Origin of the sequence: Burkholderia sp. AU4i, from assembly GCF_000466765.1 — a bacterium.
GTDB lineage: Bacteria > Pseudomonadota > Gammaproteobacteria > Burkholderiales > Burkholderiaceae > Burkholderia > Burkholderia cepacia.
On record NZ_ASSI01000310.1, the window covers coordinates 1 to 15,951 of the forward strand.

General features: G+C 67.7%; 16 protein-coding genes. 10 read left to right on the forward strand and 6 right to left on the reverse strand.

The features are described from left to right. A partial coding sequence (locus L810_RS48820; protein WP_218921757.1) for a hypothetical protein occupies window positions 1–181 on the forward strand: 181 nt, incomplete at its 5' end. Continuing rightward, the gene (locus tag L810_RS41275; RefSeq protein ID WP_021164046.1) at window positions 171–1,886 is read left to right on the forward strand and encodes a cation:proton antiporter domain-containing protein; all 1,716 of its coding nucleotides are present in this window, start codon (window positions 171–173) and stop codon (window positions 1,884–1,886) included. The genes L810_RS48820 and L810_RS41275, both read left to right, overlap by 11 nt. Before the next feature lie 65 nt (window positions 1,887–1,951). Here L810_RS41275 and L810_RS41280 read toward each other — a convergent pair whose 3' ends face one another. The 4 genes from L810_RS41280 to L810_RS41295 all read right to left on the reverse strand — a co-directional run bounded on the left by L810_RS41280 (window position 1,952) and on the right by L810_RS41295 (window position 6,599). Then, window positions 1,952–2,716: an SDR family oxidoreductase gene (locus L810_RS41280; protein WP_021164047.1), complete on the reverse strand. Its 765-nt coding sequence runs from the start codon at window positions 2,714–2,716 to the stop codon at window positions 1,952–1,954. Window positions 2,717–2,735: 19 nt separating this feature from the next. Then, on the reverse strand, window positions 2,736–3,731 hold the full coding sequence (locus tag L810_RS41285) for an arabinose ABC transporter substrate-binding protein (protein WP_021164048.1): 996 nt from the start codon (window positions 3,729–3,731) through the stop codon (window positions 2,736–2,738). 210 nt (window positions 3,732–3,941) lie between these two features. Continuing rightward, on the reverse strand, window positions 3,942–5,837 hold the full coding sequence (locus tag L810_RS41290) for a peptidoglycan D,D-transpeptidase FtsI family protein (RefSeq protein ID WP_021164049.1): 1,896 nt from the start codon (window positions 5,835–5,837) through the stop codon (window positions 3,942–3,944). Between the two features lie 417 nt (window positions 5,838–6,254). Continuing rightward, window positions 6,255–6,599, reverse strand: coding sequence for a DUF3564 family protein (locus tag L810_RS41295; protein WP_021164050.1), 345 nt, complete (start codon window positions 6,597–6,599; stop codon window positions 6,255–6,257). A gap of 647 nt (window positions 6,600–7,246) precedes the next feature. Between L810_RS41295 and L810_RS41300 the strand changes: the two genes are divergently transcribed. Next, entirely contained in the window at window positions 7,247–8,458 is a 1,212-nt protein-coding gene (locus L810_RS41300) for an SDR family oxidoreductase (protein ID WP_021164053.1), read from the forward strand. A gap of 54 nt (window positions 8,459–8,512) precedes the next feature. Here the strand turns inward: L810_RS41300 and hpaR are convergent, their stop codons facing one another. After that, window positions 8,513–8,953, reverse strand: coding sequence for a homoprotocatechuate degradation operon regulator HpaR (gene hpaR, locus L810_RS41305; RefSeq protein ID WP_021164054.1), 441 nt, complete (start codon window positions 8,951–8,953; stop codon window positions 8,513–8,515). Window positions 8,954–9,105: 152 nt separating this feature from the next. Between hpaR and L810_RS41310 the strand changes: the two genes are divergently transcribed. The 7 genes from L810_RS41310 to hpaI are packed head-to-tail and all read left to right on the forward strand — an operon-like array spanning window position 9,106 to window position 15,009. Continuing rightward, window positions 9,106–9,795 (forward strand): fumarylacetoacetate hydrolase family protein, encoded by a 690-nt coding sequence (locus L810_RS41310; RefSeq protein WP_042978280.1) that lies wholly within the window; start codon window positions 9,106–9,108, stop codon window positions 9,793–9,795. Then, a complete protein-coding gene (locus L810_RS41315; protein ID WP_042978281.1) occupies window positions 9,792–10,556 on the forward strand; it encodes a fumarylacetoacetate hydrolase family protein in 765 nt (254 codons plus the stop codon). The genes L810_RS41310 and L810_RS41315 overlap by 4 nt, the downstream gene beginning before the upstream one ends. 22 nt (window positions 10,557–10,578) lie before the next feature. After that, window positions 10,579–12,042 carry a 5-carboxymethyl-2-hydroxymuconate semialdehyde dehydrogenase gene (hpaE, locus tag L810_RS41320; protein WP_042978282.1) on the forward strand — a complete coding sequence of 488 codons (1,464 nt, stop codon included), beginning with the start codon at window positions 10,579–10,581 and terminating at the stop codon, window positions 12,040–12,042. A 49-nt stretch (window positions 12,043–12,091) separates the two neighbouring features. Continuing rightward, a complete protein-coding gene (gene hpaD / locus L810_RS41325) occupies window positions 12,092–12,940 on the forward strand; it encodes a 3,4-dihydroxyphenylacetate 2,3-dioxygenase (protein WP_027791433.1) in 849 nt (282 codons plus the stop codon). Window positions 12,941–12,973: 33 nt separating this feature from the next. Beyond that, window positions 12,974–13,366 carry a 5-carboxymethyl-2-hydroxymuconate Delta-isomerase gene (locus L810_RS41330; protein WP_027791434.1) on the forward strand — a complete coding sequence of 131 codons (393 nt, stop codon included), beginning with the start codon at window positions 12,974–12,976 and terminating at the stop codon, window positions 13,364–13,366. A 20-nt stretch (window positions 13,367–13,386) separates the two neighbouring features. Next, on the forward strand, window positions 13,387–14,190 hold the full coding sequence (gene hpaH, locus L810_RS41335; RefSeq protein ID WP_021164056.1) for a 2-oxo-hept-4-ene-1,7-dioate hydratase: 804 nt from the start codon (window positions 13,387–13,389) through the stop codon (window positions 14,188–14,190). Between the two features lie 12 nt (window positions 14,191–14,202). Then, window positions 14,203–15,009, forward strand: a complete 807-nt coding sequence (gene hpaI, locus L810_RS41340; protein WP_021164057.1) for a 4-hydroxy-2-oxoheptanedioate aldolase — start codon at window positions 14,203–14,205, stop codon at window positions 15,007–15,009. 75 nt (window positions 15,010–15,084) lie between these two features. Here the strand turns inward: hpaI and L810_RS41345 are convergent, their stop codons facing one another. Then, complete coding sequence (locus tag L810_RS41345; RefSeq protein WP_021164058.1) at window positions 15,085–15,876, reverse strand: AraC family transcriptional regulator; 792 nt, start codon at window positions 15,874–15,876, stop codon at window positions 15,085–15,087. Between the last annotated feature and the right edge of the window lie 75 nt (window positions 15,877–15,951).

Here is a 15,951-nt window from a genome sequence, read left to right on the forward strand (position 1 = left end):
CTTCAAGGCGCCGCGCGATCCGCGCGGCGCCTTTCGTTTCGCCGGGGTTGCACCCCGCCAAGGCGCGCCGCCGCGTGAATTTTTCGCGGCGGCGCGCCATTCTTCCGCCTCATCCCTTATCCTTTCGTTCTTGAACCTTACTAAATCGTTACAAGAACTTGGGAGGGGGGATGCCTCATGACATCAGCCTGATTGCGTTGCTCGCGGCCGGTTTCGGTCTCGCGATGGTCTTCGGTTACTTCGCGTCGCTGCTGAAAATGCCGCCGCTCGTCGGCTATCTGCTCGCCGGGATCGTGATCGGCCCCGGCACGCCCGGTTTCGTCGGCGACCTGTCGCTCGCGCAGCAGCTCGCCGAAGTCGGCGTGATGCTGCTGATGTTCGGCGTCGGCCTGCATTTCTCGCTCGGCGATCTGCTCGCGGTGCGCAAGATCGCGCTGCCGGGGGCCATCGTCCAGATCACGGTGGCCACGCTGCTCGGCGGCGGCCTCGCGCTCACCTGGGGCTGGAGCGTCGGTGCGGCGCTCGTGTTCGGGCTCGCGCTGTCGGTGGCGAGTACCGTCGTGCTGCTGCGTGCGCTGGAAGGGCGCGGGCTCGTCGAGACGGTCAACGGGCGTATCGCGGTCGGCTGGCTCGTCGTCGAGGATCTCGTGATGGTGCTCGTGCTCGTGCTGCTGCCCCCCGTCGCGGGGCTGCTCGGCGGCACGCCGCCCGGCGACGCGCACGCGGCCGGCGGCAGCGTGTGGGGCACGCTCGGCGTCACGATGCTGAAGGTCGCGGCGTTCATCGCATTGATGCTGGTGGTCGGCAAGCGCGTGTTCCCGCGCATTCTGTGGCTCGTCGCGCGCACGGGCTCGCGCGAGCTGTTCACGCTGTGCATGATCGCGGCCGCGGTCGGCATCGCGTTCGGCGCGGCGAAGCTGTTCGACGTGTCGTTCGCCCTCGGCGCGTTCTTCGCCGGGATGATGATGCGCGAGTCTGAGTTCAGCCGGCGCGCGGCCGACGAGACGCTGCCGCTGCGCGATGCGTTCTCGGTGCTGTTCTTCATTTCGGTCGGGATGTTGTTCGACCCGAAGATCCTGCTCGCGGAGCCGCTGCACGTGATCGAGGTCGCGGCGATCGTGGTGATCGGCAAGACGCTCGCGGCGGTCGCGCTCGTGATTGCGTTCCGCTATCCGCTGAATACCGCGCTGACGGTCGGCGCGGGCCTCGCGCAGATCGGCGAGTTCTCGTTCATCCTCGCGGGGCTCGGCCGTGCACTCGGGCTGCTGTCGGCCGAGGGGCAGAGCCTGATCCTCGCGGTCGCGCTGATCTCGATCGCGATGAACACGCTGCTGTTCGCGATGATCGATCCGGCGCTTGCGTGGATCCGCAAGCATTCGGCGTTCGCGCGCAAGCTCGAGGCGCGCGACGATCCGCTCGCCGCGCTGCCGATGTCGACGCCGCAGACGCATCTCACCGGGCAGGTCGTGATCGTCGGCTACGGCAAGGTCGGCACGCGCATCGCACATGCGCTCGACGAGCGCGGCATCGCGTACGTCGTCGTCGAGCAGAATCGCGAGCTCGTCGAGAAACTGCGCGCAGAAGGCGTTGCCGCCGTGTCGGGCGATGCGATCGAGCCGATCGTGCTGGTGCAGGCGCATATCGCGCGCGCCGGGATGCTGGTCGTCACGCTGCCCGACGTGTTCGACGTACGGCAGATCGTCGAAATCTCGCGCACGCTCAACCCGGCGCTCGAGGTCGTGCTGTGCACGAACAGCGGCGACGAGGCCGCGCTGCTGTCGAACGAGGGCATCGGCACCGTGTTCATGGGCGAGACCGAACTCGCGCGCGGGATGACCGAGCACGTGCTCGGCAGGATGGCGAAGCCGGTCGCGGCCGCGCATTGACGGCGCGCGGCGGGCAGCGGGCAGCGGGCAGCGGGCAGCGGGCGCCGGCGCCGCGGGCTTCGGTTTCAGTAGAACGTCTCGAGCGTCAGCTCCTGCGCCATCACGCGATTGCCGGCCAGCAGGCCGCCGTCGACGGGCAGCGCGACGCCCGTGATGATCCGCGCCGCCGGCGAGCACAGGAACAGCGCGGCCTGCGCGACGTCGTCCGGCGTCGCGAAATCGTCGAGCGGATACCACTTCCTCAATTGCTCGAACACCTGCGGATTGCGCTGCACGCGCGCTTCCCATGCGGGCGTCTTCACGGTGCCCGGCAGCACGATGTTCGCGCGCACGCCGTCGCGGCCGAATTCGATCGCGAGCGATTTCGTGTAGCTGATCAACCCGGCCTTCGCCGCGCTGTACGCCGGATGCCCGAGCGCATGCATGCCGTTGACCGAACCGATGATCGCGATTGCGCCGCGCCCGCGTGCGCGCATGCCGGGCAGCACGGCTTCGACGCTCATGTAGGTGGCCGTCAGGTTCGCGTCGAGATCCGTGCGCCAGGTGGCGGGCGTCGTGTCGCGCAGCGTGGTCGATGCGGCCGTGCCCGCGTTGGCGACGAGCACGTCGGCTTGCGGATGCGATTCGAGCGTCGATTGCAGCCGTACGGCGTCGGTCAGGTCGTCGACGACCGGCGTCACGAGCGCGTCGCCGAGCGTATCGATGAAGCGGTCGAGCGCCGCGCGGTCGCGATCGAGCGCGAGCACGCGGTCGCCGGCCGCGAGGAAGGTGCGGCACAGCGCCTGGCCGATGCCGCCGGCGGCGCCCGTCACGAGGGTGGTGCGTGTCATGTCGGCTCCTTGTGCCGGCTCACAGGCCGAGCGCGGCGCGCGCCTGCTTTTCGTTGTCGCGCGTGATCAGCGTGCCGGACGTCAGCACGAGCGGCGGCGGCGCCTGGTTCTTCGTGATCCAGTCGTACATGTCGATGCTCGTCTGGTAGCCGTGCTGGCGCGGATTCAGCAGGATCGAGCCGTAGAAGCCCGTCGGCTTCGGCTTCGCGAATTCGTTGAGTGCGATCTGGCTGCCGTTGATGCCGACCGCGACCATCGCATCCGCGCCAATGCCGCGCCCCTCGGCGGCGCGCACCGCGCCGACCGTCGTGTCGTCGTTCGAGCCGAACGCGACCCAGCGCTTGAAATTCGCATGCTTGGTGAGCGCGATGTTCGCCGCGTTGAACGCGCCTTCGGTGTCGGCCGTCATTTCGGGTGCATCGATCACGTTCGCGGCCGGGAAACCGGCGGCCTTGAGCGCATCGACCGCGCCGGTCGTGCGTTCGCGTGCGGTCGGCAACTGGTCGTACGCGATCCGGATGATGCCGACCTCGGCCGGGTTCCAGCCGCGCCGCTTCGTCTCGTCCGCGATCGCCTGACCGACCTGCTGGCCGATCCTGTACGCGGAGATGCCCATGTGCGGCACGCCCTGGAGCGGTGCACCGCGGCCGTCGACGAGCTGGTCGTCGACCGACATCAGCTTGATCCCCGCGCGTTTCGCCTTCGCCGCGATGCCGGGCCCGAGCTTCACGTCGGGTGCGCAGATGATCACGCCCTGTGCCTTTTGCGCGGCGAGGCTGTCGAGCGCGGTCGATACCTTTTCGCCGCTCGGCGTCGCGATCTTGATCAGCGTGAAGTGCTTTTCCTTCGCCGCCTGGTCGGCGAAGCGCCATTCGTCCTGGAACCACGGATCGTCCGGCTGTTTGACGAGGAAGCCGATTTTCACGTCGGCGGGGTCGGCGGCATGGGCGGGTACCCCGCCGACCAGCGCCGCGCTCGTAATGGCCAGTGCGAGCGTCTTCCAGTGGAATCGCATGCGTCTCTCTCCTTTTTTGTAGTCGCGCGCACGGGCAGGGCTGCCCGACACGCGGAAAAATTGTAGGAGGAGGGAGCGGGAACGCTCAAATGATGCGCGGCGTTCCTAGAAAGTGGGACGGTGCCCGATGGCGGGGAAATGCGTGGCGGCCAGGGGCCGCCGGTGTGCCACGCGCGCCGGCGGGCGCCGTGTCGCGGGGACGTGCCGCGCTTATCCGGCCGCCGTGGCCGGCTGCACCGGTACGTTCGACGGCGCGGCAGTCTTCAGCGGTGCTACGGTTTTCGGTGCCGCAGCCGTCCTGGTTTGCGCAGCCGCTTTCGGCGCGGCCACCGTCTTCTGCGGCGCGGCGGGCTTCGCCGGCGGCGTCTTCTCGGGCTCGACCGGCGCGTCGGGCGGCACGCCGAGCAGTTGCAGCGAGCCGCTCGTGACCGACGCGAACACCGGGCCGGCCACCGTGCCGCCGTAGTAGCCCTTGCCGCGCGGCTCGTCGATCATCACCGCGACGATCAGGCGCGGGTTGCTCATCGGCGCCATCCCCGCGAACAGCGCGCGGTACTTGCCCTTCGCATAGGTCGCGCCGACCTGCTTGCGCGCGGTACCGGTCTTGCCGCCGATCCGGTAGCCGTCGACGCGCGCGCGGCGCCCCGTGCCGCCTTCGCCGACCGCCATCTCGAGCATCGAGCGGATCGACGCGGCCGTTTGCGGCGACGTCACGCGGTGGCCGCGATGCGCGTCGATCGTCTGCTGGTCGGTGCCGTTCTTCAGCAGCGACACCGGGTGCAGCGTGCCGTCACCGGCATAGGCCGTATAGGTTTGCGCGATCTGCAGCAGCGACATCGACAGGCCGTAGCCGTATGCCATCGTCGCCTGCTCGATCGGCCGCCAGCGCTTGTAGCCGCGCAGCCGGCCCGACGCGACGCCCGGGAACGTCAGTTCCGGCGCGCGGCCGATCCCGTATTCCTGGTACTTGTTCCAGATCGTTTCGGCGGGCAGGTTCAGCGCGAGCTTCGCGAGCGCGACGTTGCTCGACTTCTGCAGCGCCTGCGAGACCGTCAGCGAACCGTGGTTCGACGTGTCGTGGATCACGGCCGGGCCGATCTTGTAGGTGCCCGGCGACGTGTTGATGATCGTGTTCGGCGTGACCTTGCGTTCGTCGATCGACAGCGCGACGACGAGCGGCTTGATCGTCGAGCCCGGTTCGAACGTGTCGATCACCGCGCGGTTGCGCAGCTGCTGGCCGGTGAGGCGCGCGCGGTCGTTCGGGTCGAAGGTCGGGTAGTTCGCCAGCGCGAGGATCTCGCCGTTCTGCGCGTCGAGCACCACGACGCTGCCGGCCACCGCGTTGTTCTCGACCACGGCCGCCTTGAGCTGGCTGAACGCGAGCTGCTGGATGCGGCGGTCGATCGTCAGCTCGATCGTCGCGCCATGCTGCGCCGGGACGAGCGGGCGCGTGTCCGACACGATGCGGCCGAGCCGGTCGCGGATCACCTCGCGCTGCCCGGACGTGCCCGACAGGCGCGCATTCGCCGCGAGCTCGACGCCTTCCTGGCCCTTGTCCTCGACGTTCGTGAAGCCGACCACGTGCGCGGCCGATTCGCCTTCCGGGTAGAAGCGCTTCGAATCGGCGATCTGCGTGATGCCGTCGATCGCGAGCTTGTCGAGCCTGCCCGCCGTGTCGGCGTCGACCTGCCGCTTGAGCAGCACGAACGTCTTGTCGTTGCCGAGGCGCCGCTTGACCTCGACGAGCGGCATGTCGAGCAGCTTCGAGATCTGCGGGTAGTCGGTGTCGGCGACCTGCTTCGGGTTCGCCCAGATTTCATAGGTCGACAGGCTGACGGCGAGCATCGCGCCGTTGCGGTCGACGATGCGCCCTCGCATCGCGTCCAGCTCGATCGTGCGCTGGTAGCGTTTCTGGCCCTGGCCGACGTAGAACTCCTTGTTCGCGACCTGCACCCAGAACGCGCGGCCGATCAGCGCGGCGAACGCGAGGAACACGACGATCACGATCAGCTTCGAGCGCCACATCGGCAGGCGCGACGCGAGCATCGGGTTCTTGGTCGCGGCTGCGTACGGATCGGCGGGGTGGGTCTTCTTTTTCACGCTCATGCAATGGCCGGGTCGGGCCGCCGGAGGGCGGCGAGTCAGTCTGAATAATGCGATTGTAATAAATGAGTAAACGCCGTGTGGGGAAAGTATGTTCCGGCCCCGTGAAAAGGCGTGAATCGGCGATCCGGCAAAGGGTGGAACAGGGCATACGAAAAGAGGGCGGAAGCGGAGCTTCACCGACGCAGCAGGTGATTGAAGGCGGCCGATTCGGTGCATATCTATCCGCTCACACGGTTTCCTGGACAATCGATGCCGACCGTCTCCGGCGCGCGATCAATTGCCCGGCTCGCGATTATTTATTTGCACCAGAAAATGGAAACGCCCCGAAAAGGGGCGCCGTTAATACTGAATATCGAAATGAATATCACTGAAACCGGAATAAACCCGAAAACCACAGACGAATTACATCGATAATTTCTACCGGGTGACGGAAATGAATTCCCGGTATTCCGGCTCGCTCGTGCAGCGATCGACGGCCTGCAGTCGCCATGCGCCGGGGTGATTGCCGGCGAGTACGGCGGAGCCCTGTTCGCGCTGGGTCGCACCGAACGACAGTCCCTTCAACTGGCACACGGCATTCCCGCCGTCAGCCGCGCAGAGCGCCATCGCGCCCTCGACGTCGCGAACCTTGCCCCAGGCGGGAAGATCGATGCCCTGATGTGCCTCGCGCGACCACAGTCCTTCGTCGGTGTCGACCCACAGTACCGCGAACGAGTGTCGGGTTGCTGATTCGCTGCCATTAATCCGAATGGTGAGGCGCATTGTGATCGTCTCCAAAAAAAATGAACATTCGACCGTTTTGACTTGATCAGTCTAGATAGACTGGTGTGAAACGCAAGTGATAATCCGCAATAAATCCGCATTGAGCTCATTGCGGTTTCAGATGAAACGATGTCTGACGATTCATGGTTATTCCGGCGGCGAGCGCAAACACACGCCCACCGGCGATCGCGGCGCCGATCGGGGCCCGGTCGATCCTCGAGACATGGGACGACATCGCCGAGAGGCGCGTCGATCTGTCGCGTGCAACCAGCCGCGGAAACCGGGCCGGCCGACGCGGTCCGGCCGTGCCGGAGGGAGCGCGACCGGAGGTTGAGGCGTTCCGACTGCATTGCCGGACGACAGACTCCGACAATCGCATACAAATCGGCACACTTTCACGAAACTTTCGGGACAGACTTGCCCGCGGTCGGGCCCCACACTGAGATATTCCCGATCCAGTGCCGCGGACGCCCGTCCTCGGCGGCTGCCGCCGCCTCGTGCCAGAGACGCGATCGACGCGATCGCGGGCCGCACGCCCGATCGGGACTGCCGGGGCGCGCGTCAGGCCCCGGCCCGGCCGGTGAGCCGTGCGCAGCCCGCAACCGCGGCCGCCGCGCCGCCCGGCCGATTCTTCGAAGGAGACTATCGTGCTGATCTGGAAAACCGCGTTGTCGCTCAACTGGCGGACGAGCCTCGTGTCGCCGGCCAGCGCACCGGTCGCGGCGGCGAACGTCGGGCGGCTGGTGCTGACCGGCGCAACCGGCTTCATCGGCAGTACCGTCCTGACGGCGCTCGTCAATGCGGGGCTGCTCGACCGCATCGTCTGCGTCGTGCGCGCGCAGGATCGCGGCCATGCCGTCGCGCGACTGCGCGAAGCGGCGCTGCGCGCGGGGCTGGCGCCGTACTGGGCGTCGCGCCTGACCGACGCGAACGTGATCGTCGGTGCGCTCGGCGACGTGTGGCAGGGCGCCGACGCACCGCGCCTCGCCGCCGCGACGCACGTGATTCACTGCGCCGGCCATGCTTCGCCGGCCGACGGCGCGCACCTGCGGGCCGACATCGCCGACGCGGTGCGTTTTGCCGAGCGCTTTGCACGGGCGCCGCGCCTGCTGCGCTTCGTCTACGTCGGCACGGCCTATGCGCATGCGGGCCGTGGCGGGATCGTGCAGGAAGAAGCGGCGGGCGACGCGGCGAACGACGTCGCGCGCGACGAAGAAGGCCTGCCGGGCGCGGTGCTCGCCGCGGACTACCTGCATGCGAAGGCGGAGACCGAGCAGCGCCTGCGTGCGCTCGGGCTGCCGCTCGTCGTGGTGCGGCCGTCGCATGTGGTCGGCCATACGGTACTTGGTACGCGGCCCGCGCCGAATTCGTTCTGGATGTTCCGGCTGGCGCATGCCGCACGCCGCTTCACCGCGCGACCGATGACGCGCATCGATATCGTGTCGGTCGACGACGTGGCGCGCGCGACGATGCTGCTGGCCGTCAAGCCGACGCTCGCACACGACCTGTATCACGTGTCGGCCGGCGACGAGGCGCCGCAGGTCGCGCAGATCGTGCGTGCGATGGACGAGGCGGCGGGGATGACCGGCGCACCGCGCTACGCGGCGTGTGCGCCGGCCGAATTGCCGCTCGTGGTGCGCGACGTGCTCGGGCGAACCGATCCGGCACTCGAGCGCGTGATCGGCCGGGCGTTGCAGCGCTGCGGGGAATTCGCGACGGTCGATCGCGTGTTCGACAACCGTCGCGTGCGCGACGAAATCGATTTCGAGCCGCTGCCGTTCATCGATTACGTCGAGGAATGCATGCGCACGTCGCGCGGCGTGGCCGTGACCGAGCTGATGCGCGGCGCGGTGCACTGACCGTCCCGCCGCACCGGCCCCCGTTCCCGCGGCTGGTGGGAACGGGGGCCGTCATCACGTGTTGCCGCCGAGCTCGATGAGCCGGTCGAGCGCGCGATAGATGTCTTCGAGGCCGTCCTCGCCGAACCGCGATTCGAGCTGCCGGTACTGCTCGTCGATCCGCGGGCCGATTTCCGTGACCAGTTTCCTGCTTTGCGGTGTAAGGCTCACCAGCAGCCGGCGCTGATCTTCCTGCGCGCGCGTGCGTGTGATCAGGCCGTCGCGCTCCATCCGTTCCAGCACGCCCGTGAGGCTCGGGCTCAGGATGCAGCAGCGCCTCGCGATCTGTCCCGCTTCGAGCGCTTGCGCCGGTTCGCCGTCGAGCACGCGGATGATCCGCCATTGCTGTTCGGTCAGCGCGAATTCCTTGAGAATGGGGCGGAACAGACCCATCAGCGTTTCGCGGGCCTCGAGCAGCAGCATGGCCAGGTTGCGATGGTCGAGCGTACGGTTCATCGGGGTGAGCATTGGACGGGGACGCATCAATCTTAACAGCCGAACGGAGTGAATTTCGCGTATCAGGGTAATCGAGGTTGCCAGCGTTCGATTGTTTACTTAAGATATTAAGTATTGACGATGCGCCGCGACGCGCGGCAGGGGAATGACGCATGGAGCTGTCTTGCATGACCGCCGCGGCGCCGCCGTTGCCGGTCGCCATCGGTACCGTCTACGGTGCGCTGCTCAACGAGCGTGCGGCGCTCGACGCACTCGGCGATGCCGTGAACGCACCGCCTTACGGCCGCCCGCCGCAGGCGCCGATCCTGTACATCAAGCCCGCCAACACGCATGCGGCCGACGGCGCGACCGTCGTCGTGCCGGCCGGCGTCGACGCCCTGGAGATCGGCGCGTCGGTGGCCGTCGTGTTCGCCCGGCGCGCGACGCGCGTGCCGGCCGCGCTGGCGCTCGACTACCTTCACGGCTTCACGCTCGCCAGCGACGTGTCGGTCCCCCATCCCGACTACTACCGTCCGGCCGTGCGCTTCAAGTGCCGCGACGGTTTCTGCCCAATGGGCCCGGCCATCGTGCCGGCCGCCGCGCTTGGCGATGTCGACACGATCGGCCTGACCGTGCGGATCGACGGCGAGGTGGCCGTGTCCGCCTCGACGGCCACGCTGATCCGCTCCGTGCGCGAACTGATCGCCGACGTGACGGCCTTCATGTCGTTCGACGCAGGCGATGTGTTGCTGCTCGGCGTCGCGGGCGGCGCGCCGCGCGCCCGCGCGGGCAGCACGATCGAGATCGCCGCCGCCGGCATCGGCACGTTGCGGCACACGCTGATCGCGGAGAAAACACGATGAAGACGGCACGCGTGATCTACAACGGCGCATTGCATGCGGCCGAACCGGCCGGCGACGGCGCGATCCGTCTCGACACGGGGCGGGTCGTTGCCGAGGACGCGGTTGTGTGGCTGCCGCCCGTCGCGCCGCGCACCACGTTCGCGCTCGGCCTCAACTACGCCGACCACGCGAAGGAACTCGCGTTCAAGGCGCCGAGCGAGCCGCTGATCTTCCTGAAGGGGCCGAATACGTTCATCGGCCACCGTTCGCGCACGGTGCGCCCGGCGGACGCGACGCACATGCACTACGAGTGCGAGCTGGCCGTCGTGATCGGCCGGCCTGCGCGCAACGTGAGCCGCGCGCAGGCGCTCGACTACGTGGCCGGCTACACGGTCGCGAACGACTACGCGATCCGCGACTATCTCGAGAACTACTACCGTCCGAACCTGCGTGTGAAGAACCGCGACACCTGCACGCCGCTCGGGCCGTGGTTCGTCAGCCGCGACGAGATCGGCGATGCGGGCGACCTGACGCTGCGCACGACGGTGAACGGCCGGGAGACGCAGCGCGGCAGCACGCGCGACATGATCTTCAACGTGCCGGCGTTGATCGAGCACATCAGCGGCTTCATGACGCTCTCGCCGGGCGACCTGATCCTGACCGGTACGCCCGAGGGGCTGGCGGACACGAAGCCGGGCGACGAGGTCGTGACCGAAATCGAAGGGATCGGCCGGCTCGTGAACACGATCGTCGGCGAAGCAGACTACTATCGCGCCGGCTGAGCCCGTCGCCCAAGGAGAGAGCATGACCATCAAGCACTGGATCGACGGCCGCGAAGTCGAGAGCCGCGAGACGTTCACGACGCTGAATCCCGCGACGGGGGAAGTCATCACCGACGTCGCATCGGGCGGCGAGGCCGAAGTCGACGCGGCCGTGCGCGCCGCGAAGGAAGCCTTCCCGAAATGGGCGAACACGCCTGCCAGGGAGCGCGCGAAGCTGATGCGCAGGCTCGGCGAGCTGATCGAGAAGAACGTGCCGATGCTCGCGGCGCTGGAGACGCAGGACACCGGCCTGCCGATCGCGCAGACGAGCAAGCAGCTGATTCCGCGCGCGTCCGAGAACTTCAACTTCTTCGCGGAAGTGTGCGTGCAGATGAACGGCCGCACCTATCCGGTCGACGACCAGATGCTGAACTACACGCTGTACCAGCCGGTCGGCGTGTGCGCGCTGGTGTCGCCGTGGAACGTGCCGTTCATGACCGCGACGTGGAAGACGGCGCCGTGCCTCGCGCTCGGCAACACGGCCGTGCTGAAGATGTCGGAGCTGTCGCCGCTGACGGCCGACCAGCTCGGCCGCCTCGCGCTCGAAGCCGGCATCCCGCCGGGCGTGCTCAACGTCGTGCAGGGTTACGGCGCGACGGCCGGCGACGCGCTGGTGCGTCATCCGGACGTGCGTGCGGTGTCGTTCACCGGCGGTACGGTGACCGGCAAGCGGATCATGGAGCGCGCGGGCCTGAAGAAGTATTCGATGGAACTCGGCGGCAAGTCGCCGGTGCTGATCTTCGACGACGCCGATTTCGACCGCGCGCTCGACGCGTCGCTGTTCACGATCTTCTCGATCAACGGCGAACGCTGCACGGCCGGCTCGCGGATCTTCGTGCAGCGCACGATCTACGATCGCTTCGTGCAGGAATTCGCGCGCCGCGCGAACAACCTGGTGGTCGGCGATCCGTCCGATCCTGCCACGAACCTCGGCGCGATGATCACGCGCCAGCACTGGGAAAAGGTGACGGGCTATATCCGCATCGGCGAGCAGGAAGGCGCGCGCGTGGTTGCGGGCGGCGCCGACAAGCCGGCGGGCTTGCCCGACCGCCTGCGCAACGGCAACTTCGTGCGGCCGACCGTGCTGGCCGACGTCGACAACCGGATGCGCGTCGCACAGGAAGAAATCTTCGGGCCGGTCGCGTGCCTGATTCCGTTCGAGGACGAGGAAGAAGGGCTGCGGCTCGCGAACGACACGTCGTACGGCCTTGCGTCGTACATCTGGACGCAGGATGTCGGCAAGGTGCATCGCCTCGCGCGCGGCATCGAGGCCGGGATGGTGTTCGTGAACAGCCAGAACGTGCGCGACCTGCGCCAGCCGTTCGGCGGCGTGAAGGAATCGGGCACCGGGCGCGAGGGCGGCGAATACAGCTTCGAGGTGTTCGCGGAGATCAAGAACGTGTGCATCTCGATGGGTTCGCACCACATTCCGCGCTGGGGCGTGTGACGGGCGCGGGTCGTCTGCAGCACGAAAGAACCAAACGGAGACTTGAACGATGGGCAAACTGTCCCTCGCCGCGAAAATCACGCACGTGCCGTCGATGTACCTGTCGGAACTGCCCGGCAGGCATCACGGCTGCCGCGAGGCGGCGATCCGCGGCCATCAACTGATCGGCGAGCGCTGCCGCGCGCTCGGCGTCGACACGATCGTCGTGTCGGACGTGCACTGGCTCGTCAACGCCGGTTATCACGTGAACTGCAATGCGCGATTCGCGGGCACCTACACGAGCAACGAGCTGCCGCATTTCATCCGTGACATGGAGTATGCGTATCCGGGCAACCCGGCGCTCGGCCGGCTGATCGCCGAGACGGCCAGCGCGCGCGGCGTCGCGACGCGCGCGCACGAGATCGACAGCCTCGAACTCGAATACGGCACGCTCGTGCCGATGCGCTACATGAACGCCGACCAGCACTTCAAGGTCGTGTCGATCGCCGGCTGGTGCATGTGGCATCAGCTCGACGAAAGCCGGCGCTTCGGCGAGGCGCTGCTCGAGGCGATCGAAAAGAGCGATTCGAACGTCGCATTCCTCGCGAGCGGCTCGCTGTCGCACCGTTTCAACGACAACGGCAGCCCCGAGGAATCGATCCACCAGATCAGCCGCGAATTCTTCCGGCAGGTCGACCTGCGCGTGGTCGAGCTGTGGAAGCAGGGCGATTTCAAGACCTTCTGCGCGATGCTGCCCGAGTACAACACGCATTGCCACGGCGAAGGCGGGATGCACGACACGGCGATGCTGCTCGGCCTGCTCGGCTGGGATCGCTACGATAAACCCGTCGAGATCGTCACCGACTATTTCGCGAGTTCGGGTACCGGGCAGATCAATGCGATCTTCCCGGTGGCCTGAGCACCGCGCCACGCACTCGACTGGAGACCCGCCATGCCACATATCGTCGTCGAATACACCGCGAACATCCGCGACGACGCACGCATTCCCGCGCTGCTGCGCACGATCAACGCCACGCTGATCGCGCAGGGCGGCGTGTTCCCGACGGGCGGCATCCGCTCGCGCGCGATCGAACTGCAGGACTACTGCGTAGCCGACGGCACGGAAGACGATGCGTTCGTGCACGTGACGCTAAAGATCGGCTCGGGCCGTAGCGACGCGCAGAAAAAGGCTGCGTGCGACGCGCTGTTCGACGCGATCAAGGCGCATTTCGCGGAACTGTACGCGAAACGGTACCTCGCGCTGTCGATGGAGCTGACCGAGTTCAGCGAAAGCGGCTCGTACAAGCACAACAACATCCACGCCCGCTACAAGCGGGCCGGCTGAACCCCATTCCCGATCCGACCATGCTCGAAACCGCCCTCATCGACCAGCTCGCGCAGCGTCTGCACGACGCCGAGCGCGAGCGCAAGCAGATCCGCCAGATCTCGCTCGACCATCCCGACATCACGATCGACGACGCGTATGCGATCCAGCGCGCGTGGGTCGCCCTCAAGCTCGCGGAAGGCCGCACGCTGAAGGGACACAAGATCGGCCTCACGTCGAAGGCGATGCAGAACACGTCGCAGATCGACGAGCCCGACTACGGCGCGCTGCTCGACGACATGTTCTTTGCCGACGGCGGCACGATCCCCACCGGGCGCTTCATCGTGCCGCGCGTCGAGGTCGAACTCGCGTTCGTGCTCGGCAAGCGGCTCACCGGCCCGGACTGCACGATCTTCGACGTGTACGACGCAGTCGACTACGTGGTGCCCGCGCTCGAGATCATCGACGCGCGCAGTCAGTCGATCGACCCCGATACGAAACGGCCGCGCAAGGTGTTCGATACGATCGCCGACAACGCGGCGAACGCGGGCGTGGTGATCGGCGGGCGACCCGTGAAGCCGCAGGACGTCGACCTGCGGTGGGTCGCGGCGATCATGTCGCGTAACGGCGTGGTCGAGGAAACGGGCGTCGCGGCCGGCGTGCTGAACCATCCGGCGAACGGCGTCGCGTGGCTCGCGAACCGGCTGGCCCGCTTCGACGTCGCGCTGGAGCCGGGGCAGATCGTGCTCGGCGGTTCGTTCACGCGGCCGTGCGCGGCGCGGCCGGGCGACACGTTCAGCGTCGACTACGGCCCGCTCGGGACGATCCAGTGCTACTTCGAGTGAGGTAAGCGAACGATGCGGATTCCTACGAATGTCTTCAAGGCCGCGCTCGCGCGCGGCGACGCGCAGGTCGGGCTGTGGCTCGGGCTCGCCAATCCGTACAGCGCGGAAGTGGTCGCGGGCGCCGGTTTCGACTGGCTGCTGATCGACGGCGAGCATGCGCCGAATACGGTGCCGACGATCCTTGCGCAGTTGCAGGCGATCGCGCCGTATCCGTCGCATCCGGTCGTGCGCGTACCGTGGAACGATCCGGTGATCGTCAAGCAGGTGCTCGATCTCGGCGCGCAGACGTTGCTCGTGCCGATGGTGCAGAGCGCCGACGAGGCGCGCGCGGCGGTGGCCGCGACGCGTTATCCGCCGCACGGGATTCGCGGCGTGGGCAGTGCGCTGGCGCGTGCGTCGCGGTGGAATCGCATCGGCGATTACCTGCATCGCGCGAACGACGAGATGGCCGTGCTCGTGCAGGTCGAGACACGCGCGGGGCTCGACGCAATCGATGCGATAACGCGGGTCGAGGGCGTGGACGGCGTGTTCATCGGGCCGGCGGATCTCGCGGCCGATCTCGGGCATCTCGGCCATCCGGGGCACCCGGACGTGCAGGCCGCGATCGATGGTGCGATCCGCGCGATCAAGGCGGCCGGCAAGGCGCCGGGCATTCTCAGCGCGGATGAGGCGGCCGCGCGGCGTTATCTGGAAGCGGGCGCGTTGTTCGTCGCGGTCGGCGTCGATACGACGCTGCTGGCCCGGAGCGCGGAGCAGTTGGCCGCGCAGTTCAAGGGGAGCGGCCGCGATGTCGTGAAGCAGGGCGACGGCACGTATTGACGCAGCGGTGGGCGGTGTTCGTGTGCCCGACGCCGGGCTTTCGCCGTGCGGCTGCATGCGTGCGCATGGCCGCACCTATCCTTCTTTCCGACTTCCTCCTTCCATATACTTCCCCGGCGTCGTCCCCAGCGCGCGCCGGAACATGTCGATGAACGCACTGACGTTGTCATACCCGAGATCGAGCGAGATCGTCGTCACCGGCACGCCGTCGGCGATGCGCTCCAGCGCCCGCAGCAGCCTGGCCTGCTGACGCCACTGCCCGAACGTCAGCCCCGTTTCTGCGACGAAGCGGCGGCTCATCGTCCGCGCGCCTATGCCGGCCCATTCGGCCCATTCCTCCAGCCGACGGTTGTCCGCGAGATCCGCGGCCAGCGCATCGGTGATCTTCACGAGCCGCGGGTCCCGCGGCCGGACCAGCCCCAGCGCTTCGGCTTCCGATGCCGCGATTTCATCGAGGATCACGTCGGCGATCCGGGTTTGCGCGGCATCCAGTTCCGAGTCGTCCCAGCTTGCGGCGCGCTGCACGGCTTCGCGCAGCAGCGGCGTCGTGCGGATCGCGCGGGGCGTGGCCGGCAGCGCCGCGCAGCGGGCTTCGGCGACGAACGCCGACCAGCCCGAAATCGGCCCGAACGAGCGCAGCGAATGCCGGCAATGCGGCGGAATCCAGATCGCATGGATCGCCGGTACGACCCACTCCTGGTCGTCGAGACCGATCGTCACGAGCCCGCTCAACGCGCCGACAAGCTGGCCGCGCGCATGCGAATGCGGCGCGGTGATGCGCGGGTCGCGTTGCGACAGGACGGCGGCGACCACGAACGGGCCGTCGTCGGACGTGACGAAGCGGGCGGGCAGGAGCGGATCGGACATGGCCGGATATCGGTATCGAATGGCCGTTATACCGGAGATCGGCCGGTTTGACACGCCTACACTGCGTCCATCGAT